Origin of the sequence: Microbacterium sp. NPDC006705 (assembly GCF_044903545.1) — a bacterium.
GTDB classification, from domain to species: Bacteria; Actinomycetota; Actinomycetes; order Actinomycetales; family Microbacteriaceae; genus Microbacterium; species Microbacterium plantarum.
On record NZ_JBJDQQ010000001.1, the window covers coordinates 742,749 to 766,566 of the forward strand.

22 protein-coding genes are annotated in these 23,818 nt (G+C 67.9%); 9 read left to right on the forward strand and 13 right to left on the reverse strand.

The window, feature by feature from the left end; all coding sequences use genetic code 11:
- Entirely contained in the window at positions 1 to 918 is a 918-nt protein-coding gene (locus tag ACI2K6_RS03580; protein WP_404568094.1) for a 5'-3' exonuclease H3TH domain-containing protein, read from the forward strand.
- 16 nt (positions 919 to 934) lie between these two features.
- Here the strand turns inward: ACI2K6_RS03580 and ACI2K6_RS03585 are convergent, their stop codons facing one another.
- The 3 genes from ACI2K6_RS03585 to trpD form a co-directional block, all read right to left on the reverse strand.
- Positions 935 to 1,933, reverse strand: coding sequence for a PHP domain-containing protein (locus ACI2K6_RS03585; RefSeq protein WP_323987719.1), 999 nt, complete (start codon positions 1,931 to 1,933; stop codon positions 935 to 937).
- A gap of 48 nt (positions 1,934 to 1,981) precedes the next feature.
- Complete coding sequence (locus tag ACI2K6_RS03590) at positions 1,982 to 2,473, reverse strand: aromatic ring-opening dioxygenase LigA (RefSeq protein WP_404568095.1); 492 nt, start codon at positions 2,471 to 2,473, stop codon at positions 1,982 to 1,984.
- A 93-nt stretch (positions 2,474 to 2,566) separates the two neighbouring features.
- Positions 2,567 to 3,616, reverse strand: coding sequence for an anthranilate phosphoribosyltransferase (gene trpD, locus ACI2K6_RS03595; RefSeq protein ID WP_323987508.1), 1,050 nt, complete (start codon positions 3,614 to 3,616; stop codon positions 2,567 to 2,569).
- A 121-nt stretch (positions 3,617 to 3,737) separates the two neighbouring features.
- On the opposite strand from trpD, the gene ACI2K6_RS03600 reads away from it, so the two are divergent.
- The 5 genes from ACI2K6_RS03600 (at position 3,738) to ACI2K6_RS03620 (ending at position 8,646) form a co-directional block, all read left to right on the forward strand.
- Positions 3,738 to 4,382, forward strand: coding sequence for a heme-copper oxidase subunit III (locus ACI2K6_RS03600; protein ID WP_112613998.1), 645 nt, complete (start codon positions 3,738 to 3,740; stop codon positions 4,380 to 4,382).
- An 18-nt stretch (positions 4,383 to 4,400) separates the two neighbouring features.
- Positions 4,401 to 5,201 (forward strand): c-type cytochrome, encoded by an 801-nt coding sequence (locus tag ACI2K6_RS03605; RefSeq protein ID WP_404568096.1) that lies wholly within the window; start codon positions 4,401 to 4,403, stop codon positions 5,199 to 5,201.
- Between the two features lie 36 nt (positions 5,202 to 5,237).
- Positions 5,238 to 6,314, forward strand: coding sequence for a ubiquinol-cytochrome c reductase iron-sulfur subunit (locus ACI2K6_RS03610; RefSeq protein WP_112613994.1), 1,077 nt, complete (start codon positions 5,238 to 5,240; stop codon positions 6,312 to 6,314).
- Positions 6,311 to 8,158, forward strand: a complete 1,848-nt coding sequence (locus tag ACI2K6_RS03615; protein ID WP_112613992.1) for a ubiquinol-cytochrome c reductase cytochrome b subunit — start codon at positions 6,311 to 6,313, stop codon at positions 8,156 to 8,158. Before ACI2K6_RS03610 ends, ACI2K6_RS03615 begins: the two co-directional genes overlap by 4 nt.
- Before the next feature lie 80 nt (positions 8,159 to 8,238).
- A complete protein-coding gene (locus tag ACI2K6_RS03620) occupies positions 8,239 to 8,646 on the forward strand; it encodes a rhodanese-like domain-containing protein (protein WP_269266586.1) in 408 nt (135 codons plus the stop codon).
- 630 nt (positions 8,647 to 9,276) lie between these two features.
- Here the strand turns inward: ACI2K6_RS03620 and ACI2K6_RS03625 are convergent.
- The 5 genes from ACI2K6_RS03625 to ACI2K6_RS03645 form a co-directional block, all read right to left on the reverse strand.
- Positions 9,277 to 9,714 (reverse strand): cytochrome c oxidase subunit 4, encoded by a 438-nt coding sequence (locus ACI2K6_RS03625; protein WP_112613990.1) that lies wholly within the window; start codon positions 9,712 to 9,714, stop codon positions 9,277 to 9,279.
- 3 nt (positions 9,715 to 9,717) lie between these two features.
- Positions 9,718 to 11,484 carry a cytochrome c oxidase subunit I gene (ctaD, locus tag ACI2K6_RS03630; RefSeq protein WP_112613988.1) on the reverse strand — a complete coding sequence of 589 codons (1,767 nt, stop codon included), beginning with the start codon at positions 11,482 to 11,484 and terminating at the stop codon, positions 9,718 to 9,720.
- A complete protein-coding gene (coxB, locus tag ACI2K6_RS03635) occupies positions 11,484 to 12,392 on the reverse strand; it encodes a cytochrome c oxidase subunit II (protein ID WP_114587897.1) in 909 nt (302 codons plus the stop codon). Before coxB ends, ctaD begins: the two co-directional genes overlap by 1 nt.
- Before the next feature lie 109 nt (positions 12,393 to 12,501).
- Positions 12,502 to 12,861 carry an iron-sulfur cluster insertion protein ErpA gene (gene erpA / locus ACI2K6_RS03640; RefSeq protein WP_404568097.1) on the reverse strand — a complete coding sequence of 120 codons (360 nt, stop codon included), beginning with the start codon at positions 12,859 to 12,861 and terminating at the stop codon, positions 12,502 to 12,504.
- Between the two features lie 98 nt (positions 12,862 to 12,959).
- The gene (locus tag ACI2K6_RS03645) at positions 12,960 to 14,354 is read right to left on the reverse strand and encodes a dipeptidase (protein ID WP_282502385.1); all 1,395 of its coding nucleotides are present in this window, start codon (positions 14,352 to 14,354) and stop codon (positions 12,960 to 12,962) included.
- Positions 14,355 to 14,401: 47 nt separating this feature from the next.
- Between ACI2K6_RS03645 and ACI2K6_RS03650 the strand changes: the two genes are divergently transcribed.
- The gene (locus tag ACI2K6_RS03650) at positions 14,402 to 14,971 is read left to right on the forward strand and encodes a DUF3043 domain-containing protein (RefSeq protein WP_112613982.1); all 570 of its coding nucleotides are present in this window, start codon (positions 14,402 to 14,404) and stop codon (positions 14,969 to 14,971) included.
- On the opposite strand, the gene ACI2K6_RS03655 is transcribed toward ACI2K6_RS03650, so the two are convergent.
- From ACI2K6_RS03655 to dnaE, 5 genes are read right to left on the reverse strand one after another with little or no spacing between them, the layout of a single operon-like run.
- Complete coding sequence (locus ACI2K6_RS03655; protein WP_404568098.1) at positions 14,946 to 15,989, reverse strand: quinone-dependent dihydroorotate dehydrogenase; 1,044 nt, start codon at positions 15,987 to 15,989, stop codon at positions 14,946 to 14,948. The two genes, ACI2K6_RS03650 and ACI2K6_RS03655, sit on opposite strands and share 26 nt — an antisense overlap.
- Before the next feature lie 11 nt (positions 15,990 to 16,000).
- Positions 16,001 to 16,483 (reverse strand): transcriptional regulator NrdR, encoded by a 483-nt coding sequence (nrdR, locus tag ACI2K6_RS03660; RefSeq protein ID WP_112613978.1) that lies wholly within the window; start codon positions 16,481 to 16,483, stop codon positions 16,001 to 16,003.
- 12 nt (positions 16,484 to 16,495) lie between these two features.
- Positions 16,496 to 17,794: a histidinol dehydrogenase gene (gene hisD, locus ACI2K6_RS03665; RefSeq protein ID WP_404568099.1), complete on the reverse strand. Its 1,299-nt coding sequence runs from the start codon at positions 17,792 to 17,794 to the stop codon at positions 16,496 to 16,498.
- Between the two features lie 31 nt (positions 17,795 to 17,825).
- Positions 17,826 to 19,103: a hypothetical protein gene (locus ACI2K6_RS03670; RefSeq protein WP_282502382.1), complete on the reverse strand. Its 1,278-nt coding sequence runs from the start codon at positions 19,101 to 19,103 to the stop codon at positions 17,826 to 17,828.
- A 49-nt stretch (positions 19,104 to 19,152) separates the two neighbouring features.
- Positions 19,153 to 22,671: a DNA polymerase III subunit alpha gene (gene dnaE / locus ACI2K6_RS03675; RefSeq protein ID WP_404568100.1), complete on the reverse strand. Its 3,519-nt coding sequence runs from the start codon at positions 22,669 to 22,671 to the stop codon at positions 19,153 to 19,155.
- Between the two features lie 47 nt (positions 22,672 to 22,718).
- On the opposite strand from dnaE, the gene ACI2K6_RS03680 reads away from it, so the two are divergent.
- Positions 22,719 to 23,192 carry an NUDIX hydrolase gene (locus tag ACI2K6_RS03680; protein WP_404568101.1) on the forward strand — a complete coding sequence of 158 codons (474 nt, stop codon included), beginning with the start codon at positions 22,719 to 22,721 and terminating at the stop codon, positions 23,190 to 23,192.
- Positions 23,189 to 23,785: a cyclodeaminase/cyclohydrolase family protein gene (locus tag ACI2K6_RS03685; protein WP_112613970.1), complete on the forward strand. Its 597-nt coding sequence runs from the start codon at positions 23,189 to 23,191 to the stop codon at positions 23,783 to 23,785. The genes ACI2K6_RS03680 and ACI2K6_RS03685 overlap by 4 nt, the downstream gene beginning before the upstream one ends.
- The last annotated feature ends 33 nt before the right edge of the window (positions 23,786 to 23,818 follow it).

Consider the following 23,818-nt stretch of genomic DNA (forward strand, 5'->3'; position numbering starts at 1 on the left):
ATGAGCGACCGACTCATGCTGCTCGACAGCGCATCCCTGTACTTCCGCGCGTTCTACGGCGTCCCCGACACCGTCAAGGACTCCGAGGGCCGGCCGGTCAATGCGGCCCGCGGCTTCCTCGACATGATCGCGAAGCTCGTCACGACGTACGAGCCGACTCACCTGATCGCCTGCTGGGATGACGACTGGCGACCGCAGTGGCGTGTCGACCTGATCCCGACATACAAGACGCACCGCGTCGCCGAGACGGTCGAGACCGGTCCCGATGTCGAGGTCGTGCCCGACCCGCTCGAGGCGCAGATCCCGACCATCCGCGAGAGCCTCGACGTCCTCGGCATCCCGATCGTCGGGGCACCCGACCACGAGGCCGACGACGTGATCGGCACGCTCGCGACGCGCGCGACGATGCCCGTCGACGTCGTCACCGGCGACCGCGACCTCATCCAGCTCGTGGACGACACGCGGCAGATCCGCGTCGTCTACACCGGCCGGGGCATGAGCAACCTCGATGTGCTCACGGGCGAGGCGGTCGTGGCGAAGTACGCCGTGCGCCCCGACCAGTACGCCGACTTCGCCACGATGCGCGGTGACGCTTCCGACGGACTCCCCGGAGTGGCCGGCGTGGGCGAGAAGACCGCGGCGACCCTCCTCGCCGCTCACGGCGACCTCGACGGCATCCTGGCGGCGGCAGAGAGGGGCGAGGGCATGAGCGCCGGGGTCCGCGCGAAGCTCGCGGCGGCAGCGGATTACCTCGCGGTGGCTCCGCGAGTCGTCCGGGTGGTCCGCGACCTGGACCTCGGCGCTGTCGACGGACGCATCCGGCGCACCGATGCAGACAACGTCGCAGAGGTTGCCGATCGTCGTGGGCTGGGCGGTTCGCTCGCACGCGCGGCATCCGCACTCTGCGACCGCACCTGACTCCACCGCCGCGCTCTCAGGAGCGGGTGCGACCAGTCCATTCCCGCAGCCGGTCGAGAGGCCATGTCGTGACGATGCGATCGGCGGGAACCCCCAGCCGCTCCGCGCGCTCGGCCCCATAGTCGATCAGCGACAGCTGCCCCGGGGCGTGAGCGTCGGAGTCGATCGAGAACAGGCACCCCGCCGCGATCGCCTGTTCGATGAGGTCGTCTGGCGGGTCCTGCCGCTCCGGCCGCGAGTTGATCTCCACCGCCACCCCGTGTTCCACGCACGCCGCGAAGACGGGCTCCGGATCGAACTCGGACGGCGGCCTCGTCCCCCGGGAACCTTCGACCAGTCGGCCGGTCACGTGCCCGAGCACGTCGACGCGGGGATCGGATGCGGCGGCCACCAGGCGTCGCGTCATCGCCCCACGGGCCATCCGCAGCTTCGAATGCGCCGACGCGACCACGATGTCGAGGCGCTGCAGCAGCTCGTCCTCCTGATCGAGCGCCCCGTCGTCGAGGATGTCCACCTCGATGCCGCTGAGCAACGTGAACCCCTCACCGCTCATCCCGGCGACGACGTCGAGCTGATCGCGCAGGCGCTCGGGAGACAGCCCGCGGGCCACCCGGAGTCGCGGCGAGTGGTCGGTCAACGCGAGGTACTCATGCCCGAGGTTCCGGGCCGCGGCGACCATCTCGGCGATCGGGGTCGTCCCGTCCGACCAGTCGGAGTGGCAGTGCAGGTCGCCGCGGAGTCGACGTCGGAGCTCGCCGGCGACGACCACACCGCGCCGCTCCCGCAGATCCGCGAGGTATGCGGGCACCCCGCCGGCGCGGGCTTCCACGATCACGGTCAGCGTGCGATCGCCGATCCCCGGACGTCGGCGCAGCGCGGAGACGTCGTCGAGAACGTCGTCCGGCAGATCTCGAATCGCGTCGGCAGCGGCGCGGAACGCCTTCGACTTGTACTTCGACGACCGTTCGCGCTCGAGCAGCTCGGCGATCTCGGTCAGGGCGTCGACAGGTTCCATATGCATGCCGGAGGCCCGCGCCGCGGCGCGGGCCTCGCTCCTCCCTGTTCAGCCGGAGGTGACCGCCGACCGGCGGACGACCACCGGGGCCGAGGCCAGGCGGTGAATCGCGAAGCCGAAGATGATCGACAGGATACCCACGCCCATGGCGAAGGCGGCGACGCCGAACGACACGACGGAAGTGAACAGCGACGCGCGCAGGAACGACGCGTTCATCATGGTGGCCCGGACGGGATCGTCCTTATCCAGCTGGGCATACGTCTTGCCGCCGGACGCGTCGAGTGCGTGGTGCTGGATGATGTCCGCCTGCACGTATGCGGTGAACGGACCAGCCACGGTCTGGCCCTGGAAGGCGGCCGCGTCTTCCGGAACGGTGATGTTCTCCGCACGGAGCTGACCCGACACGATCGACCAGACGACGAGCCCGCCGATGATCAGCACGACTCCGCCCAGCATCCCGAGCACGCCCAGGATCTTCACGAGGCCGGCTCGGCGGACGGGCGCTTCGACCGTATCGGCGGTGGGGGTGGTGTGTGACATCGGGTCCTCCTCGGGTGCGTTGCGCCTCACGCTATGCATCCGGGCTCTCGGCGCCGTGCGCGCGATGCCGTGAAAAACCGATGTGGTCTGACCTCAACCGGCCGACGCGGAGATCCAGCGCTCCAGAGTGCCGGCAGCGGCGCCCGAGTCGAGGGCCTGCGACGCATCGTCGGCCGCCTCCGCGAGGCGCTCGAGGATCGGGCGCTGCACCTGGGCAGCATCCCGCCACAGGCGGTACGCCACGATTCCCGCCGCCGCGTTCAGCACCACGATGTCACGCACCGGCCCGGTCTCTCCGGACAGAACCCGGTGGACGACCGCGGCGTTGTGCTGCGGGTCCCCGCCCAGCAGATCCTCGATGCGCGCGAGCGGCATCCCGAGATCACGCGGATCCAGATCGTGCTCGTGGATGTCGCCGCGGCTGACCTCCCAGATGCGGCTGTGGCCGGTCGTCGTCAGTTCATCGAGCCCGTCGTCACCGCGGAAGACCAGGGCGGTCGCACCGCGAGTGCGGAACACGCCCGTGATGAGCGGCACCCGGTCGAGGTGCGCGACGCCCACCGCGTTCGCCTCAGCGCGCGCCGGGTTGCAGAGCGGCCCGAGGAAGTTGAAGACAGTGGGGATGCCGAGCTCAGCTCGGGCCGCGCCGGCATGCCGGAATCCGGGGTGGAAGGCCGAGGCGAACGCGAAGGTGATCCCCGCTTCCTGCAGCACCCGTGCCACATCATCGGGGTCGAGCGAGAGGTCGATGCCCAGTGCGGCGAGGACGTCCGACGAGCCCGACTTGGAGCTCGCCGCCTTGTTGCCGTGCTTGACGACGGGAACGCCGGTGGCAGCCGCGACGATGGACGCCATGGTCGACACGTTCACCGTGCCGAATCGGTCGCCCCCGGTCCCCACGATGTCGAGCGCGTCGGTCGGAACAGCGAGAGGGAGCGCCGCCTCGAGGATCGCGTCGCGGAAACCGACGATCTCGTCGACGGTCTCCCCCTTAGCGCGAAGAGCCACGAGGAACCCGGCCAGCTGCGCGGCGGATGCGCGACCGGCCATGACCTCGCGCATCGCCCAGGTCGCCGCCGACACGCTGAGATCGCGCTTCTCGAGAAGGTCGGTCAGGATGTCGCGCCACGCGTACTGAGCCATGACACACGATCCTATCGGCCGGTTGTCGGGCGACTTTCGGCTGATTCTTAGGTCGCCCTAACCGCGGCGCGATCCGACCAGACCTTCAGCGATGCAGAAACCACCCTCCAGATCGGCCATAATGGATGCCGTGACGACCACTCCAGCGACGTATTCCCAGGCCCTGCGCTCGGTCAAGCGGCCGGACCCGGTCGCTGTGGGCACCATCGTGTGGCTCGGCAGCGAGGTGATGTTCTTCGCGGGGCTCTTCGCGATCTACTTCACCCTGCGCAACACCTCTCCTGAGTTGTGGGCCGACCGCACCGAACTGCTGAACATCCCGTTCGCCGCGGTCAACACGCTCATCCTCGTGTTGTCGTCGGTGACGGCGCAGATCGGTGTCCACAACGCCGAGCACTTCCGCCCCTACCGGTCGGGCTCCTTCTGGAACCTCCGCAAGTGGGGAATGGTGGAGTGGTTCTTCCTGACCTTCATCATGGGAGCGATCTTCGTCTCCGGCCAGGTCTGGGAGTACGCGACGCTCGTCGCCGAGGGCATGCCCATCCAGGCCGACTCGTACGCTTCCGCGTTCTACATCACCACCGGCTTCCACGCCCTCCACGTCACCGGTGGTCTCGTGGCGTTCCTCCTCGTCATCGGGCGCGCCTTCGCCGTCAAGAACTTCGGCCGGAAAGAGATGACGTCCGCCATCGTCGTGTCGTACTACTGGCACTTCGTCGACGTGGTGTGGCTCGTCCTGTTCGCCGTCATCTACTTCCTGAAGTAAACCGGAGCTGATTCACCCATGGCATCCAACAACCCGCGCCGCAACGGCGGTCGTCGCAGCAAGTGGGCTGCCGCCGCGCTGATCGGCATCGGACTGCTCGTCACCGGCGGAGGCTACGCCGGCGCCACCGCCGCGATGGCGGCGGGCGACACGACGCAGACGGCATCCACGCTCACGGTCGAGGACGGCAAGAAGCTGTTCCAGGCCAACTGCGCCACCTGTCACGGTCTCGACCTGCAGGGCACGAACGACGGCCCCTCGCTCTACGGCGTGGGCGAGCTGTCTGTCGAGTTCCAGGTGGCCACAGGACGCATGCCGCTGCAGATGCAGGGGCCGCAGGCTCCGCAGAAGCCCGTTCAGTTCACGCAGGAGCAGATCGAGGCCATGGCGGCCTGGGTCCAGTCCGAGGCCCCCGGCCCGACCTACCCGGCTTCCGAAACGCTCGACGGTGAAGGCGACGTCTCACACGGTGCCGAGCTCTTCCGCATCAACTGCGCGATGTGCCACAACGTCGCCGGCGCCGGTGGTGCACTCACCGAAGGCAAGTACGCACCGCCGCTGACGACCACGTCGCCGCTGCACATGTACGCAGCCATGGTCACGGGCCCGCAGAACATGCCCGTCTTCAACGACATGACCCTCACCACCGAAGAGAAGCGCGACATCATCAGCTACCTGATGATGCGCCCGACCGAGAACTCGCCCGGCGGCTTCTCGCTCGGTTCGCTCGGCCCCGTCTCGGAGGGTCTGTTCATCTGGATCTTCGGCATCGGCTCGCTCGTCGCCATCTCGGTGTGGATCACCGCGAAGTCGAACTGAGAACCGTGACGATCGAAGCAACGCACAAGGAGCAAAATGGCTGACGAGAAGGCGCCCGAGCAGGTTCCTGCTTCCCCGGTGCCCTCATCGGGGCTCGCCGTAGCGGTGTCCGACCCGGTGCACAACCCCGGGCTCGCACCCCACCGCAAGCGCATGACCGACAAGGACCCCGCCGCCATGACGCGCGCGGTCCGCACGGTGTACACCCTGTTCTACCTGTCCGCAGCGGCAAGCATCTGGGCCATCGCGGCGTACCTGATCTTCCCGATCGAGAGCGGGATGATCAGCGACATCCGTCGCAACAACCTGTTCATCGGTCTGGGCATCGCGACCGCCCTCCTCGCCATCGGCATCGGCGCGATCCACTGGTCGAAGGCCGTGATGAACGACACCGAGTTCATCGAGGAGCGCCACTCGACGCGTGGCAGCGAGAAGACCCGCGCCGCGGCGGTTCAGGTCTTCGCGGACGCGAACAACGAGTCGGGCTTCGGCCGCCGCACGATGGTGCGCAACTCGCTTTTTGTGGCGCTCGCGGCATCCGTCCTCCCGGGGATCACGCTGTTCCGCGGTCTCGCGCCGCACAGCTCGCCCGAGCACCCGCACGCGGGCGACCCGGTTCACCTGCTCAAGCACACGATGTGGGAAGAGGGCATGCGCCTGGCGCACGACCCGACCGGCAAGCCGATCCGCGCCGCCGACCTGACGCTCGGCTCCGCCGTGCACGTCATCCCCGAGTCCCTCGCGACGCTCGCGCACCACGACGGCTACCTCGAGGAGAAGGCCAAGGCCATCGTCCTCCTCATGCGTCTGCTCCCCGAGCAGCTGAACGAGGCGGATGACCGCAAGGACTGGTCGTACGACGGCATCGTCGCGTACTCCAAGGTGTGCACGCACGTCGGATGCCCGGTCGCCCTCTACGAGCAGCAGACCCACCACCTGCTGTGCCCGTGCCACCAGTCGCAGTTCGACGTGACCAACGCGGCGGCCGTCATCTTCGGCCCCGCAGCACGTCCGCTGCCGCAGCTCCCGATCACCGTCGACGACGAGGGCTACCTGATCGCACGCAGCGACTTCACCGAACCCGTCGGCCCGAGCTTCTGGGAGCGTCATTGAGCACCTCCACCCACCCCACGGAGAACGTCACGACCGCACCCGCGGTCCACGCTGACGGCCCGACCCGTCCCTCGGACAAGCCGCTCGGCGGCAAGTTCGTCGGCGGCGTCGCGAACTACCTCGACGAGCGCACGAGCATCTCGGGCCTCGTCAAGGAGCTGGGCCGGAAGATCTTCCCCGACCACTGGTCGTTCATGCTCGGCGAGATCGCGCTGTGGTCGTTCGTCGTCGTCCTGCTCTCGGGAACGTTCCTGACGTTCTTCTTCGAGGCGTCGATGGCGGAGACGCACTATTACGGCGCTTATGCACCGATGCGCGGCCTCGAGATGTCGGCGGCCATGGCCTCGACCCTCGAGATCTCGTTCGACATCCGCGGCGGCCTCCTCGTGCGTCAGCTGCACCACTGGGCGGCGCTCGTGTTCGTCGCCGGTATCGGCGTGCACATGCTGCGTGTCTTCTTCACCGGTGCGTTCCGCAAGCCGCGTGAGCTCAACTGGGTCATCGGGTTCATCCTCTTCATCCTCGCGATGGCAGAGGGCTTCACCGGATACTCGCTGCCCGATGACGTTCTGTCGGGCAACGGTCTGCGCATCATCGACGGCATGATCAAGGGCATCCCGCTGATCGGAACCTGGACGTCGTTCCTCCTGTTCGGCGGCGAGTTCCCGGGCACCGAGATCGTGGGGCGCCTGTACGCGCTGCACATCCTGCTGCTGCCGGCCATCCTGGTCGCGCTGCTCGCGCTGCACCTGATGCTGATGATCGTGAACAAGCACACGCAGTTCGCCGGCCCCGCGCGGACGAACAACAACGTCGTGGGCTACCCGATGATGCCGGTCTACATGTCGAAGATGGGCGGCTTCTTCTTCATCACCTTCGGCGTGCTGGTGCTCATCGCGGCCCTGTTCACGATCAACCCGATCTGGAACTACGGCCCGTACGACCCCTCCCCCGTGTCGGCCGGTACGCAGCCCGACTGGTACATCGGCTTCGCCGACGGCGCGCTGCGCCTCGTCCCGCCGCACTGGGAGTTCGTGCTGTTCGACCGAACCTGGTCGTTCAACATCCTGGTCCCGCTCGTCGGACTCGGTCTCTTCATCGTCATCGTCATGCTCTACCCCTTCATCGAGGCGTGGGTCACCGGTGACAAGCGTGAGCACCACATCGCCGAGCGCCCGCGCAACGCGGCGACCCGCACCGCGATCGGTGCAGCCGGTGTGACCTTCTACGCCGTCCTGTGGGCAGCTGCATCGTCGGACATCATCGCGACGCACTTCCACCTGACGATGGAAGGCGTGATCCACACGCTGCAGGCGCTGCTGATCCTCGGGCCAGTGATCGCGTACTTCGTCACGAAGCGCATCTGCATCGCGCTGCAGAAGAAGGACCGCGAGATCGCTCTGCACGGCTACGAGTCGGGTCGCATCGTGCGTCTGCCCGGCGGCGAGTACATCGAGGTGCACCAGCCCGTCGACGAGTACGAGCTCGTCAAGCTGGTCGACTACACCACGAACGCTCCCCTGGTGGTCCGCCCGAACGACAAGGGTCAGATCCCGTGGCACGAGAACCTTCGTGCCGGACTCTCGCGCTGGTTCTTCGAAGACCGTCTCGCGCCCCTGACTCAGGCAGAGATCGAGGCTGCGCGGGCACACGCCCACCACGACCTCGAGCACATCAGCGAAGAAGAGGACGCCGAGATCCAGGGCGCCCACGAGCGCGCCGGTGTCCCGAACGCTCCGCATCAGCCCATCGATGATGGCAAGGGCGTCGAGACCGCGAACCGTCCGTCGAACATCATCGTCCCCGATGAGGATGCCGACGGCGAGGCGCCGAAGAAGAGCTGACCCGGACCTGTCCGGATTACGGCGGGGTGTGACCGATCGGTCGCACCCCGCCGTTCGTCTGTCTGCGTAGCGTGTCCACCATGACTGATGCACTCGCCTACTTCACCGCCAAGCTCGAGCATGAGACGGATGCCTCCGACGTCTACGAAGCGCAGCGCGCGGACGAGCCCTTCACGCTCGTCGATGTCCGCAGCGCCGAGGCATGGGCGCAGGGGCACGCTGTCGGAGCCGTGCATCTCCCCCACCGCGAGATCGCAGTGCGCGCCGCGGACGAGATCGACCGTTCACTCGACGTCGTCGTCTACTGCTGGAGCCCCGGCTGCAACGGCGGCACCCGCGCCGCGATCGAGTTCGCCAAGCTCGGATACCGGGTGCGTGAAATGATCGGTGGCTTCGAGTACTGGGCTCGCGAGGGCTACCCGGTGGCGAACGCGCACGGTCCCCTCCCCCGGCTCTCCGACCCCCTGGTGGCCCTCGTACGCTCCTGAGCGTTCCACGGCCTCATGTGACGCTCGTGAGGCGTTCACGGCCCCCATCGGCCGCCTGACGTCGTGGAGGCTGTCCCGGCTCGGCCCAGGCCGACCGCGCCCACGCCGGGTCGTCTGCAGCCGCATCTCTGCCGGCATGTGTGCCGCGATGCAATGGTTCAGGCGCAACGTCCCGTGCCCGCCGTGCCCGAGGCGGGGTGTCGATGCTGTTCCATTGCATCGCGGCACGCCCCGGCATCCGGGCACGTCCCGGCATCCGGGCACGCCCCCGCATCCGGACAGCCGGCACGGTGACGTGGCCGCCGTCGCAGAGCTCCCTAGCCGGACACCAGGTCGTGTCGCATCGAGAGGTCATCCCCCGAATAGCTCCGCCCGCTGACCGTCGGCCGGGCCTGGATGCAAGAGAGCAGCGGCGACGCGCCGAGCCCCAGCATTCGGGCGCGGCGTGGTGTCGCGAGGACATTGCACCCCGGTACAGCGATCAGCGCGTGGCGTCCACACATCGCCGGCGAGGCGGGCCAAGGGGGCGAGGCGGGAGGCGGGTGGGGCGACCGTCCTAGCCACACTCAATGCCGGAAATAGCGACGGCCACCGCACCGGAGTGCGATGGCCGTCGTGCAGCGCGTGGGATCAGCGCGCGAAGTAACCGCGGTAGTACTCGTAGACCCATCCGACGATCGCCACGATGAAGATCGCGAACCCGATCGGCAGGAGGAACTGGCCGACCGCGAGTCCGATGATGAACACCGAGGCAGCGAAAGCCAGCACGAGCGGCCACCAGGACCACGGGCTGAACTCGCCGACCTCGGGGTCGCCGTCGTCGATGTCAGCGGTGAGCGAGTCCTCCGGGAGCTCGCCGCCCTGCGCCTTGTGCACGCGCGAGACGTAGAACGCGATCATCGCGCCCATGAAGCCGGTGAACAGGAGGGCGGTCGAACCGACCCACTCGATGCGGTGCCACCAGACACCCTGGTCGGTGTGAGCAACGAGGTTCCACACGGTGTAGGTGATGAACACCGCGAAGAAGAACCAGGTGAGCACCCACCACAGGTTGATGTTGGTCTTCACGGCTTACTTCACCTCTCCATCGGCGACATCCACAACCGGTGCATCGGGGGCGTCCTTCGCGGGGCCCACGCCGACCGGGATGGCGGCCTCGGGGTGGTTCAGGTCGAACGCCGGCCGCTCGCTGCGGATACGCGGGATCGACGTGAAGTTGTGTCGCGGCGGCGGGCAGCTCGTCGCCCACTCGAGCGACGCTCCGTAGCCCCACGGGTCGTTGACTGTGACCTTGGGGGCGGTGCGCGAGGTGATCCAGACGTTCAGGAAGAACGGGATCATCGAAGCGCCGAGGATGATCGCGCCGATGGTCGAGACCTGGTTCTGCCACGTCCAGCCGTCAGCCGCCGAGTAATCCGCGTAGCGACGCACCATTCCGTCGACACCCAGCCAGTGCTGGATGAGGAACGTCATGTGGAAGCCGATGAACAGCATCCAGAAGTGCACCATGCCGAGACGCTCGTTGAGCATGCGCCCGGTCCACTTCGGCCACCAGAAGTAGAAGCCCGCGAACATCGCGAACACGACGGTGCCGAACACGACGTAGTGGAAGTGAGCCACGACGAAGTACGAGTCGGAGAGGTGGAAGTCGAGCGGCGGCGACGCGAGGATGACACCGGTGAGACCGCCGAAGACGAACGAGACGAGGAAGCCGAGGGTGAAGACCATGGGCGTCTCGAACGTGACGGAGCCCCGCCACATCGTTCCGATCCAGTTGAAGATCTTCACACCGGTCGGAACCGCGATGAGCATCGTCATCAGCGCGAAGAACGGCAGGAGCACAGCACCCGTGACGTACATGTGGTGCGCCCACACCGCCACCGACAGGGCAGCGATCGCGATGGTGGCGTAGATCAGCGTCTTGTATCCGAAGATCGGCTTGCGGCTGAACACCGGGAGGATCTCGGAGACGATGCCGAAGAACGGCAGCGCGATGATGTAGACCTCGGGGTGGCCGAAGAACCAGAACAGGTGCTGCCACAGCAGGACTCCGCCATTGGCGGTGTCGTAGATGTGCGAGCCGAGGACACGGTCGGATGCCGCCGCGAAGATCGCAGCCGCCAGAACCGGGAACGCCATCAGGATCAGGATGCTCGTGACGAGGGTGTTCCACGAGAAGATCGACATGCGCCACATGGTGAGGCCGGGCGCGCGCATCGTGATGATCGTGGTGATGAAGTTCACCGCGCCGAGGATCGTGCCGAAACCGCTCATGCCCAGACCGAGCATCCAGAGGTTTCCTCCGGCTCCCGGCGAGAACGTCGCGTTCGCGAGCGGCTGGTACGCGAACCAACCGAACGACGCGGCGCCCTGCGGGGTCAGGAAGCCCGAGATCGCGATGATCGAGCCGAAGAGGAACAGCCAGAAGGCGAAAGCGTTCAGACGCGGGAAGGCGACGTCGGGCGCGCCGAGCTGCAGCGGCAGGATCGCGTTCGCGAAGCCCGCGAACAGCGGCGTCGCGAACATCAGCAGCATGATCGTGCCGTGCATCGTGAAGAGCTGGTTGTACTGCTCCTTGGTCGGCACGATCTGCATGCCGGGCTCGAAGAGCTCAGCACGGATGATGAGTGCCATCACGCCGCCGAGAAGGAAGAACATCACCGAGGCGATGAGGTACATGTACCCGATCGTCTTGTGGTCGGTGGAGGTGATCCACTTGACGATGATGTTGCCCTTCTGCTCGACGCGCGATGCGCTGAGCAGGGCCGCCTGGCGCGGCGGCAGGGTCGTGGGGCGGCCTGCGGGCTGTTCGCCCTGAAGCGGAAGTGTCGTAGCCATCAGTGGCTTCCCTCACCGGAGTCGTCGGTGACCGCGCCCGTTCCCGGAGCGTTCTGGAGGCGGTCATATGCCGTGTTGATGTCGCCGGTCTGGCCGCTCTCGCGCAGGGACTCGAGGTACTCCTCGTACTCCTGCTCGGACACGACCTTGACGTTGAACAGCATCATCGAGTGGTACTCGCCGCACAGCTCGGCGCACTTGCCGGCGTACGTTCCCTCGCGGGTGGGGACGAAGGACCACGAGTTGGTGTCGCGGTGCGGGTACATGTCCTTCTTGTAGAGGAAGTCGATGACCCAGAACGAGTGGATGACGTCGCGCGACTGGAGGTTGATCTTGACCTCCTTGTTGACCGGCAGAACGAGCGTCGGCAGCTCTGCCTGGTCGATGTCGCCGTTGGCGTCGGGCTGCGCCTGGACGCCCATCGTCCAAACCGCGTCGGAGTTATCGGACTCGTCGCCGTTGTACTGGAAGTCCCACGCCCACTGCTTGCCGATCGCCGTGATCGAGACCTCGGGATCGTCGTACTGCGTCTCGAGGATCGACTGGTCGCGCGCCGTGAAGGCGAAGAACCCGATCACGAGGATGAGCGGCACGATCGTGTAGAAGATCTCGATCGGCATGTTGTAGCGCAGCTGGACCGGCAGACCCGTCTGACCGCGGCGGCGGCGGTACGCGATCGCGGCGAAGGCCATGAGGCCCCACGTCAGCACGCCGACGGCCAGGAGCACGATCCAGGAGTTCACCCAGAGGCCCGACACCATCTCGGTGCGGTTCGTCGCCTGCGTACCGTCGTCGGTGAAGCCCGGGAGGTAGCCGTTCAGCTCCGTCGGTGTACAAGCTGCGAGGGAGACTGCCGTGACGATCCCGAGTGGGATCACGGCCCAGCGGAGGCGGCGTTTGAAGCGCACAGTGCACCTTTCCGGGACGAATGGTTCGACCTTCAGTCTAGGGCAAGCTTTCACCCTATTCAGGCCATCCATTCAGGATGTCGGAGACGGGGGATGTCGCGGGCGAGGCTCAGTGGAAGCTGTCGCCGCACGCGCACGAGCCCGCCGCGTTGGGGTTGTCGATCGTGAAGCCCTGCTCCGAGATCGTGTCCTTGAAGTCGATCGTCGCGCCGTCGAGGTAGGGCACGGACATGTCGTCGACGATGACCTCGACGCCGTCGAACTCGACGGCCTTGTCGCCGTCGAGGAACCGCTCGTCGAAGTAGAGCTGGTAGATCAGTCCGCTGCAGCCGCCGGGCTGGACGGCGACCCGAAGACGCAGGTCGTCGCGGTTCTCCTGCGAGAGGAGGCTCTTCACCTTGAGCGCCGCCTCATCGGTCAGCGAGACGCCGTGGGCACGGACGGTGTCGGACGTGGCGATGTCGGTCATGATTCTCCCGAGGTCTCGGGCCGCGAGACACGCGGCCGGTGCCACGATTCTACGCGTGAGCACCGGCCGCGGGTCGGTCCGAGACGACGTCGTGACCGTCAGCGCGAACTGGCGTCCAACCGCTCGAGCAGCAGCGCCTCGGACACGAGGGCGTGCCGGAAGGTGTCGAGGTGGAGCGACTCGTTCGGGCTGTGGGCGCGGGCGTGCGGGTCTTCGACACCGGTGACGAGGATCTGGGCCGCCGGGAACTCCCGCACGAGGTCCGCGATGAACGGGATGGACCCGCCCACACCGATGTCCACGGGATCGACCCCGTAGCCCTCAGCGAGGGCCGCGCGAGCGTGCGCGACGGCGTCTCCGCTGGTGTCGACGAGGAACGGATTCCCGGTCTCGATGTCGCGGAAGCTCAGTTGGGCACCGAACGGTGCATGGGCGCGCAGGTGGGCCTCGATCGCTTGGTACGCCTCTTCGGCGGACTGTCCCGGAGCCACGCGGGCGGAGATCACCACGGAAACCTCGGGACTCAGCGTGTTCGATGCGTTGCGCACGCTGGGAGCGTCGATGCCCGTCACCGTGATGGAGGGCTTGTTCCAGATGCGCGAGAGGATCGTTCCCGATCCGATCGGCGAGACACCCGGCGGGAGACCGGCCTCGGAACGGAGCGTCTCCTCTGAGTACTCCGGCGTCTCCGCGTCACGCTCGGACAGTCCCTCCACGGCGACGCCGCCGTCGTCGTCCCAGAGCGTGGCGAGCAGCTTCACCGTCGCCAGCATCGCGTCCGGGACCGCTCCCCCGAACATCCCCGAGTGCGACGCGTGCTCGAGTGTGCGCACCGTCATCGTGAAGCGCGCGTTGCCCCGGAGCGAAACGGTGAGCGCAGGCGTGGTCGCATCCCAGTTGCCGGAGTCGGCCACGACGATCACGTCAGCACGCAGGGCGTCGGCGTTGTCGGACAGGAATGCCGCGAAGGACGCCGACCCGGCTTCCTCCTCACCCTCGATGAAGAGGTTGACGCCGAGGTCGAAGTCTTCGCCGGCCGCCTCGACGAGAGCACGCAGGGCGCCGATGTGTGCCATGACCCCGGCCTTGTCGTCGGCTGCGCCGCGACCGTACAGGCGACCATCACGGACGGTGGGCTCGAAGGGAGCGGAGTCCCACAGGGCCTCATCGCCGACCGGCTGCACATCGTGGTGCGCGTAGAGGAGGATCGTCGGCCGGCCATTGCGCGCAGCGCGAGTCGCCAACACCGCCGGCATCCCCTCCTCACCCGTCTCCGGAATGGTCGCCGTCGCCACCTCGACGCGATCGAAGATGCCGAGCCCGCGCGCCAGATCGGCGACGGCCGCGGCGCTGCGCTCCACCTCGGCCCGGTCGAATCCGGGGAACGCGACCGAGGGGATCCGCACGAGCGCGCCGAGATCGGCGAGGGCGGCGGGGACGGCGGAGAGGGCGGCGTCGCGCACAGCGACGGACCGAGGAGATTCGGAGGTCATGCGGGTAATCTTAAGAGGCACGTTCGTCGCAGAACCCGAGGATCCCCGTGGCCAAAACTCCCGCTGCCCCTGCTCCGGACGACGCCGCTCAGGCGTCGACGGGCTCCGGCAAGAACCGTCCCACCCCCAGCCGCGCCGCCCAGGAGGCGGCCCGCAAGCGCCCTCTGGTGCCGGACACCAAAGAAGCGAAGGCGCGCGCTCGCGCAGAGCTCGCCGAGCGCCGCGACAAAGCGCGTATCGGTATGGCCAACGGCGACGAGCGCTATCTGCCGATGCGCGACAAGGGACCGCAGCGTCGTTTCGTCCGCGACTACATCGACGCCGGATGGCACCTCGGCGAACTCGTCATGGGCGCGATGGTGCTCGTCATCATCGTGACGTTCCTCGGCTCGAACGCGGTGACCTTCTACGCGTTCATCGCCCTGTGGTCGTTCATCCTGCTCGTGATCGGCGACATGGTCATCACCAGCATCCGCGTGAAGAAGGCCGTTCGAGCGAAGTTCGGCGCAGAACGCATGGAGAAGGGCCTCGGCTGGTACGGCGCGATGCGCTCGATCCAGATGCGCTTCATGCGTCTGCCGAAGCCTCAGGTCAAGCGCGGCCAGCGCCCCGTCTGAGATCGACCAGACCACGGTTGATCTGCCGTGCCCACAGGGGGCCGCGGTAGATGAACGCGGTGTACCCCTGAACCAGATCGGCGCCCGCGGCCAGCCGCTCCTGCACGTCCACCGCGGTCTCCACTCCCCCGGCTGCGATGACGCAGAAATCATCGGGGACGGCCGACCGCACCACGCGCAGCACCTCGAGCGCGCGACGGCGAAGCGGCGCGCCCGAGAGTCCGCCGGCGCCGATCTGCTCGATAGTCGCCTCGTCCGTCAGCAGGCCGTCGCGAGAGATCGTGGTGTTCGTGGCGATGAGGCCGGCCAGGCCGGCGTCGACGGCCATCCGCGCGATGGCGGTGACCTCGTCATCCGCGAGGTCGGGCGCGATCTTCACCAGCAGGGGCGTCGCGCCGGCCGCATCCCGCACGGCCTCGAGCAGCGGGCGGAGCGTCTCGACCGCCTGCAGTCCGCGGAGCCCGGGTGTGTTGGGCGACGAGACGTTGACGACCAGATAGTCGGCCTCGGGGGCGACCAGACGCGTGCTCGTGACGTAGTCGGCGGTGGCCTGCTCGACGTCGACGACGCGGCTCTTGCCGATGTTCGCTCCGACGATGGCATGGTTCCGGCCGCGACGCAGACGCCGGAGGCGGGATGCCGCGGCCGCCGCGCCGCGGTTGTTGAAGCCCATGCGGTTGACGAGCGCACGATCCGGAATCAACCGGAACAGCCGAGGCCGGGGATTGCCTTCCTGCGGCACAGCCGTCACGGTACCGATCTCGACGTGCCCGAAGCCGAGGGCGCCGAGCCCGCGCACCATGACCGCGTTCTTGTCGAACCCTGCCGCCACACCGAACGGCGAGTCGAAGACGAGTCCCAGCGCCTCGGTCCGAAGCGACGCGTCCGGACGGGTCAGCGCACGGGCGATGGTCGAGAAGGGCGGGACGCCGAGCAGACGGATGACCGGGACCACCAGGTGGTGCGCCGTCTCCGGCTCCATGCGCGAGAAGACGGTGCGGAAGATGAACGGATACATCGCCGTCCAGCCTAGAGCGCGTCCGACCCCTCCGATGTCCGTGCCGCGATGTGATCGGCACGCAGCTGTTCGATCGCTGCTTCGAAATCTTCGAGCGTGTCGAACGCCTGGTACACACTCGCGAATCGCAGATAGGCGATCTCGTCGAGATTGCGCAGCGGTCCGAGGATCGCGAGGCCGATCTCGTTCGTGTCGATCTGCGACGAACCGGTCTGGCGCACGGCCTCTTCGACCGCCTGCGCCAGTACGGCGAGGTCGGCCTCGGTGACCGGTCTGCCCTGACACGCCTTGCGGACGCCCGACATCACCTTCTCGCGGCTGAACGGCTCGATGACTCCCGAGCGCTTGATGACGTTGAGGCTCGCCGTCTCGATCGTCGAGAAACGGCCGCCGCACTTCGGGCACTGGCGCCTGCGACGGATGCTGAGGCCGTCATCGCTCGTGCGGGAGTCGATGACGCGGGAATCGGGATTGCGGCAGAAAGGGCAATGCATGACGAGCCCAGATTACGCGTCGAACCGCGCCGAGACCGCTTCGCCGTGCGCGGGAAGCTGTTCCGAGTCGGATAGAGCCAGGATGCCGTCGTGCACCGCGCGCAGCGCCTCACGGTCATAGGTGATCACCTGCTGCGATCGCAGGAAGGTCGCGGCACCGAGACCGGCGGCGTAGCGCGCCTGTCCCCCGGTCGGGAGCACGTGGTTGCTGCCGGCGAGATAGTCGCCGAGGCTCACCGGGGTGTGCGAACCGACGAAGACGGCCCCCGCGTTCACGTACTCGTCAGGACGCGGATCGCGCAGGTGCAGTTCGAGGTGCTCGGGCGCGTAGGCGTTCGAGAACGCGGCCGCAGCCGGGATGTCGTCGACGAGGACGATCGCGGACTGGGGGCCGTCCAGGGCGATCGCGACGCGGTCCGCGTGACGTGTACCGGCCGCACGGACTGAGACCCGCTCCGCCACCGCGGCGGCGAGATCGGCGGAGTCCGTGACGAGGACGGCGGCTGCCTGCTCGTCGTGCTCGGCCTGGCTGACAAGGTCAGCAGCCACGAGATCGGCATCGGCCTCATCGTCGGCGACGATCAGGATCTCGGTGGCGCCGGCCTCGGAGTCGGTGCCGACGACGCCCGCGACGACGCGCTTCGCGAGGGCGACGAAGTTGTTGCCCGGCCCGGAGATGACATCGACGGGATCGAGCTCGAGAGAGTCGACGCCGTACGCGAACGCGCCGATCGCGCCGGCTCCGCCCATCGCGTAGACCTCCGAGATACCGAGGAGACGTGCCGCCGCGAGGATCACCGGGTGAATACGCCCGCCGTGGTCGCGCTGCGGAGGCGAAGCCAGCGCCACCGTCTCGACACCGGCGACCTGCGCCGGCACGACGTTCATCACGACACTGGAGGGATACACCGCTTTACCGCCGGGGACGTAGACCCCGACGCGCCGGACGGGTCGCCAGCGCTGCTCGACGCGGGCACCCGGGCCGAGCTCGGTGACCCGGTCGGGCGGGACCTGAGCGGCCGACGCCAACCGCACGCGGCGGATTGACTCCTCGATCGCAGTTCTCACGGCCGGCGAGATACCCGCCAGTGCCTCATCGAGGTGTTCAGCGGGAACTCGTACCGCGTGATCTTCGACCCCGTCGAAGCGAGCCGCCTGCTCACGGAGCGAAACCTCTCCGCGAGCGGCGACATCATGCACGATCTCAGCTGCCGTAGCCAGGGCAAGCCCGCGGGCGGCTTCGGCCCGGGGAACGGCGGCGAGCAACTCGGCGGGCGTCAGACGACGGCCGCGAAGATCGATAGTGCGCATCGTTCCAGGCTAGCGCGCGCCCGCGGCGGACTCAGCCGCGCGTGACATCGCTGGTCTCGTGGAGATATCCGACGCGGCCGTCCTCGTGGCGGACCACGAAGACCTCGCCGCGATCCTCGATGACGAGGGCCCATGCCGTCGGCCCGATCCGGAAGAGCGGCGCACCCATCTCGTCGAGGACATCGCGCTCATCCGGGACGAGCGCCCAGAACGCCTGGGGCGCGGCAACGGGCTCGATGACCGTCGTCGCGCCGGTGTCGAACGGCTCCGCAGCGTCGGCCGGTGCCGACTCGGGCGCGCCGGAGGATGCCGGAGCCTCCGCGGGGACGGCGTAGCCGGCCGGAGCCGCGTAGCCGGTGTAGGCGGGGGTGCCGGCGCCTGCTGCGTGCGGAGCGCTGTGCGCCGATGCGGTGTGCGACGGGCCGGTGTGCGGGGCCGGGCGGGCGGATGCCGGCCGGGCGACGACCGGACGCGTCGCCCGCGCCACCCGGTGCGCCGGCGATTCGGGCCGGTGCGCGAAATCGTCGCCGAGAACGGGAAGGTGGGGCGCGACGACGGTGAGCACGACCCCCGCCAGAGCCAGGATCACCTCGACCCACACGACCCAGCTCGCGAGGAACACGCCGGACTGTGCGAGGCCCGCGAACGAGCTCCAGATGATCCCGAGCCACACGGTGGCGGAGACCGAGAAGGCGACCGACGCGAACTGATCGATGCCGAGGGAGCCGACACGGCGGATGCCCTGCGGCGAGAAGCGGCGCAGCAGCACCAGGAAGACCGCGACCGTGGGCACGCCGATCGTCAGGATCCAGTCGATCCCCGCGCCCCACACCGACACCCCGGCACCGAAGCGGCCGTACACGGGGAAGAACGAGCAGATGAACGCGACAGCCCAGACGCCGGCGAGAGCGACCTCGCGGATCGAGAGCGGACCCACGCCGTACTGCGGCGGCGCCTCCCCCGACGAGCCCACGGCGGACTGCGCGCCGCGCTCGTCCGAGCCGGGAAGGACCGAGGTCTGCCCGGCCACGGCGGACGCGGCAGAGGTGCCTTCGGATGACGCCGGCATCTCCGCCGCGTCGTCGACCGGGGCGTGCTCGGCGGGCTCCTCGATCACGACGGGCTCGACCGCGGACTCGTCGATCACGACCGCTGCATCCGCTGCGGGCGCGAACGCGTCCGAGGCCGCGTCGGTCTGCGCACCGTCGAAGTCGTCGGTGGCTGTGGTCTCGTGTGCCGGCTCGGCAACGCCGGGCGCTGCGTCCTCGGGACGGCCGTCGTCGGAGTGGATGTTCTTCTCGTCGGTCACGATGTTCCCTTCGTCGCGGCGGTTGCGCTGCGGTGGAATCCTACCCGGCTCAACCCAGACACTGAGGTCCCAGAAGTCCCTTGAGCTCACCGTAGAGATCGGGCGTGACGCGTACCGGATGCGGCACCTCGAACACCTTCGCCGTACCCGCCCTGTGGAGCTTCAGCGACACCTCGGTCTCACCGCTGTGACGACGCAGGACGGCCGCCAGCTCGCCGATCGTCGACTCCGTCGCACGCTGCTCCGGAAGCAGCAGCACGAGCGGCCCGGCGGCATCGAATGAACCGAGGTCGGGAGAGAACGCGGATTGGCCGTGCAGGTTCAGCCCGTCGTCGCGTCGCGACACCCGCCCTCGGACGACGAGGATCGAGTCGGCCACGAGCATGCTCTGGAACTCCGTATACGTCTTCCCCATGAACATCACGGTCACTTCACCATCGAAGTCCTCGACGGTGATCATGCCGTAGGGGTTGCCGCTCTGCTTGGCGACGCGGTGCTGCACGCTCGTGACGAGCCCGGCGACGGTGACCTGATCGCCGTCCTGGACGTCATCCGACGCCAGCAGGTCGTGGATCGAGGTGGAGGCGTGCTTGGCCAGCGGGATCTCCAGCCCGGCGAGCGGATGGTCGGACACGTAGAGTCCGAGCATCTCGCGCTCGAAGGCCAGCTTGTCCTTCTTCGTCCATTCGGGCCGCTCGGGCACCTTGGCCGGCATGACTTCCTCGGCCTCGTCGTACAGGCTGTCGAAATCGAATCCGATCGCACCGGTCGCGGCCTTGCGCTTCGCGTCGACCGCGGCTTCGACCGCGTCCTCGTGGATCTCCATCAGGGCGCGGCGGGTCGAGCCCAGTGAGTCGAACGCGCCAGCCTTGATGAGGGACTCGACGGTCCGCTTGTTCGCGACGTGGAGCGGGACCTTGGTGAGGAAGTCGTGGAAGCTGACGTAGTTGTCATCGGCCCGCGACGCGATGATGCCGTCGACGACGTTGGCACCGACGTTCCGCACCGCGCCCAGACCGAATCGGATGTCCTCGCCGACGGCGGCGAAGTATCGGATCGACTCGCCGACGTCGGGCGGCAGCACCCTGATGCCCATGCGGCGGCACTCGTTGAGGTACACCGCCATCTTGTCCTTCGAATCGCCGACGCTCGTGAGGAGTGCGGCCATGTACTCGGCGGGGTAGTGCGCCTTGAGGTAGGCCGTCCAGTACGAGACCAGGCCGTACGCAGCGGAGTGCGCCTTGTTGAACGCGTAGTCGGAGAACGGGAGCAGGATGTCCCAGAGCGCTTTGATAGCACCCTCGCCGAAGCCGCGTTCCTTCATACCGCCCGAGAAGCCCTCGTACTGCTTGTCGAGTTCGGCCTTCTTCTTCTTGCCCATCGCGCGGCGGAGGATGTCGGCCTGGCCGAGCGAGAAGCCGGCGACCTTCTGCGCGATCGCCATGACCTGCTCCTGATAGATGATCAGGCCGTAGGTCGTGTCGAGGATGTCGCGCAGCGGCTCTTCGAGCTCGGGGTGGATCGGCGTGATCGGCTGCAGGCCGTTCTTGCGCAGTGCGTAGTTCGTGTGCGAGTTCGCGCCCATGGGGCCCGGCCGGTACAGCGCGATGACAGCCGAGATGTCCTCGAAGTTGTCGGGCTTCATCAGGCGGAGCAGCGATCGCATCGGTCCGCCGTCGAGCTGGAACACCCCGAGCGTGTCGCCGCGGGTGAGCAGGTCGTAGGCCGGGCGGTCGTCGAGCGCGAGATGCTCGAGGTCGAGCTCCTCACCCCGGTTCATGCGGATGTTATCGAGCGCATCCGAGATGATCGTGAGGTTGCGCAGCCCCAGGAAGTCCATCTTGATGAGACCGAGCGTCTCGCACGAGGGGTAGTCGAACTGCGTGACGATCTGACCGTCCTGCTCGCGACGCATGATGGGGATGATGTCGAGCAGCGGCTCCGACGACATGATGACGCCGGCCGCGTGCACGCCCCACTGCCGCTTCAGGCCCTCGAGCCCGAGGGCGCGATCGAACACGGTCTTCGCCTCGGGATCGGTGTCGATCAAGGCGCGGAACTCGCTGGCTTCCTTGAACCGCGGGTGCTCCTTGTTGTACATGCCGTCCAGCGGCATGTCCTTGCCCATCACCGCCGGCGGCATCGCCTTGGTGAGCTTCTCGCCCATGCTGAAGGGGAACCCCAGCACGCGGCCGGCATCCTTCAGTGCCTGCTTCGACTTGATCGTGCCGTAGGTGACGATCTGCGCGACGCGCTCGGAGCCGTACTTCTCGGTCACGTACTCGATGACCTCGCCGCGGCGACGGTCGTCGAAGTCGACGTCGAAGTCGGGCATGCTGACACGATCGGGGTTGAGGAACCGCTCGAAGATGAGACCGTGCTCGAGAGGATCGAGGTCGGTGATGCGCATCGCGTAGGCCACCATCGATCCGGCGCCCGAGCCACGCCCGGGACCGACCCGGATGCCGTTGTCCTTCGCCCAGTTGATGAAGTCGGCGACGACGAGGAAGTAGCCCGGGAAGCCCATCTGGAGGATGATGCCCGTCTCGTACTCGGCCTGCTTGCGCACCTTGTCGGGGATGCCGCCGGGGTATCGGTAGTGGAGCCCCGCCTCGACCTCTTTCACGAGCCAGCTGTCTTCGGTCTCGCCGTCGGGTACGGGGAACCGCGGCATGTAGTTGGCCGAGGTGTTGAACTCGACCTCGCAGCGCTCGGCGATCAGCAGGGTGTTGTCGCACGCCTCGGGGTGGTCGCGGAACAGCTGCCGCATCTCCTGGGCCGTCTTGATGTAGTAGCCGTCGCCGTCGAACTTGAAGCGGTTCGGATCGTCGAGCGTCGAGCCTGACTGCACGCAGAGGAGCGCCGCGTGCGCATCGGCCTCGTGCTGATGCGTGTAGTGCGAGTCGTTGGTCGCGACGAGCGGGATGTCGAGGTCTTTCGCCAGCCGCAGCAGGTCGGTCATCACCCGGCGCTCGATCGACAGGCCGTGATCCATGATCTCGGCGAAGTAGTTCTCCTTGCCGAAGATGTCCTGGAATTCGGCGGCCGCGGCGCGAGCGGCGTCGTACTGACCGAGGCGGAGCCGCGTCTGCACCTCCCCCGAGGGGCAGCCCGTCGTCGCGATGAGCCCCTTGCCGTAGGTCTGCAGCAGCTCGCGGTCCATGCGCGGTTTGAAGTAGTAGCCCTCCATGCTCGACAGGGAGCTCAGCCGGAAGAGGTTGTGCATGCCCTCGGTGCTCTGGCTCCACATCGTCATGTGGGTGTAGGCGCCGGAACCGGAGACGTCGTCGCTCTTCTGCTCGGGCGATCCCCACGCCACGCGCGACTTGTCGCTGCGGTGCGTTCCCGGCGTCACGTAAGCCTCGAGACCGATGATCGGCTTGACGCCGGCCGCCTTCGCGGCACGGTAGAACTCGAAGGCGGCGAACGTGTTGCCGTGGTCGGTCACCGCGATCGCGGGCATGCCGTAGTCAGCCGCCGCCTGAGTCATGGCCGCGATCTTGGCTGCACCGTCGAGCATCGAGTACTCGCTGTGCACGTGCAGATGAACGAAGGAGTCGGATGCCACCAGACGAGTCTACGTTCGGGCTCGGACACCGGTCCTAGGCTGGGCCCATGGCCACTCCCGACTTCGTCCTCGATCTGCGCAAGAAGATCGGCACCGCTCCGCTGCCCCTCGTGGGGGTCACCGCCGTGGTGTTCCGCGATGAGAAGGTGCTTCTGGGCAAGCGCGCCGACAACGGGAGCTGGCAGCCGGTCTCCGGCATCGTCGACCCGGGTGAGGAGCCTGCAGACGCCGCGGTCCGCGAGTGTCTCGAAGAGGCGGGCGTCGTCGTCCGTGCGGAGCGCCTCGCCCTCGTGCACCAGATCCCCCGCATCGTGTACGCCAACGGCGATCAGGTCGACTACCTCGACCTGGTGTTCCGGTGCTCCTGGGTCTCGGGCGATCCGCACCCCGCGGACGGCGAGCTGACCGACGCCGGGTTCTACGACCTCGGACAGATGATCGACGTCGCGCCCGAGCACGTCCGCAAGATCGCCCTCGCCGTCGCCGAGGATGACCCGGCGACGTTCCGGGGCGGCCGGTGAGCTCGCGCGTCGCCCTGGGCGACCTGCTCGACGCCCTCGCGCGGGACAACGGCGACCCCGGCGGCGGAGCGGCCAGCGGAGTCGTGACGGCCGTCGCGGCGGCACTCGCTCAGATGGTGAGCCGCTACAGCTCCGCGGAGCCGGCCGCGGACGGGATCGACGACCGTCTCGCACGGCTCCGCGACGCGGCCATCGCCGCGGCTGACGACGACGGCCGGGCGTCGGGCGCGCTCGGTGCGGCGCTGAGGCCGGACGACGACCCGGGCGAGCGCGACCGTCGCATCGTCGATGCGGCGACCCGCGCCATCGAGACGTCGGCTGCCCTCGGCGAGATCGCGCTCGGCGTGTGGGACGAGGTGCGCTTGCTCGCCGACGTCGGCAACCGCCACCTCATGTCGGACGTCGCCGTCGCCGCTGACACAGTCGCCGCGGGCCTGGGCGGCGCGGCGACGAACCTCCGCGGCGGGCTCGCTCTGCTCCGCGCCCACGGCGATGCCAGTGCCCTCGAGTCTGCGCACGACGGCCTGTCTGATCGACTCATCGCAGGGCGTCGCGAGGCGCGTGCTCTCGCCGATCGGCTCGGCGAGCCGTGATCGCGACGCGAGGGGCGAACGCGGGGCGACCCG

Excerpts from the sequence above, each read along its gene's own strand:
- ACI2K6_RS03580 (WP_404568094.1), top strand. The coding sequence starts at position 1 with ATGAGCGACCGACTCATGCTGCTCGACAGCGCATCCCTGTACTTCCGC.
- ACI2K6_RS03585 (WP_323987719.1), bottom strand. The coding sequence starts at position 1,933 with ATGGAACCTGTCGACGCCCTGACCGAGATCGCCGAGCTGCTCGAGCGC.
- ACI2K6_RS03590 (WP_404568095.1), bottom strand. The coding sequence starts at position 2,473 with ATGTCACACACCACCCCCACCGCCGATACGGTCGAAGCGCCCGTCCGC.
- trpD (WP_323987508.1), bottom strand. The coding sequence starts at position 3,616 with ATGGCTCAGTACGCGTGGCGCGACATCCTGACCGACCTTCTCGAGAAG.
- ACI2K6_RS03600 (WP_112613998.1), top strand. The coding sequence starts at position 3,738 with ATGGATGCCGTGACGACCACTCCAGCGACGTATTCCCAGGCCCTGCGC.
- ACI2K6_RS03605 (WP_404568096.1), top strand. The coding sequence starts at position 4,401 with ATGGCATCCAACAACCCGCGCCGCAACGGCGGTCGTCGCAGCAAGTGG.
- ACI2K6_RS03610 (WP_112613994.1), top strand. The coding sequence starts at position 5,238 with ATGGCTGACGAGAAGGCGCCCGAGCAGGTTCCTGCTTCCCCGGTGCCC.
- ACI2K6_RS03620 (WP_269266586.1), top strand. The coding sequence starts at position 8,239 with ATGACTGATGCACTCGCCTACTTCACCGCCAAGCTCGAGCATGAGACG.
- ctaD (WP_112613988.1), bottom strand. The coding sequence starts at position 11,484 with ATGGCTACGACACTTCCGCTTCAGGGCGAACAGCCCGCAGGCCGCCCC.
- erpA (WP_404568097.1), bottom strand. The coding sequence starts at position 12,861 with ATGACCGACATCGCCACGTCCGACACCGTCCGTGCCCACGGCGTCTCG.
- ACI2K6_RS03645 (WP_282502385.1), bottom strand. The coding sequence starts at position 14,354 with ATGACCTCCGAATCTCCTCGGTCCGTCGCTGTGCGCGACGCCGCCCTC.
- ACI2K6_RS03655 (WP_404568098.1), bottom strand. The coding sequence starts at position 15,989 with ATGTATCCGTTCATCTTCCGCACCGTCTTCTCGCGCATGGAGCCGGAG.
- nrdR (WP_112613978.1), bottom strand. The coding sequence starts at position 16,483 with ATGCATTGCCCTTTCTGCCGCAATCCCGATTCCCGCGTCATCGACTCC.
- hisD (WP_404568099.1), bottom strand. The coding sequence starts at position 17,794 with ATGCGCACTATCGATCTTCGCGGCCGTCGTCTGACGCCCGCCGAGTTG.
- ACI2K6_RS03680 (WP_404568101.1), top strand. The coding sequence starts at position 22,719 with ATGGCCACTCCCGACTTCGTCCTCGATCTGCGCAAGAAGATCGGCACC.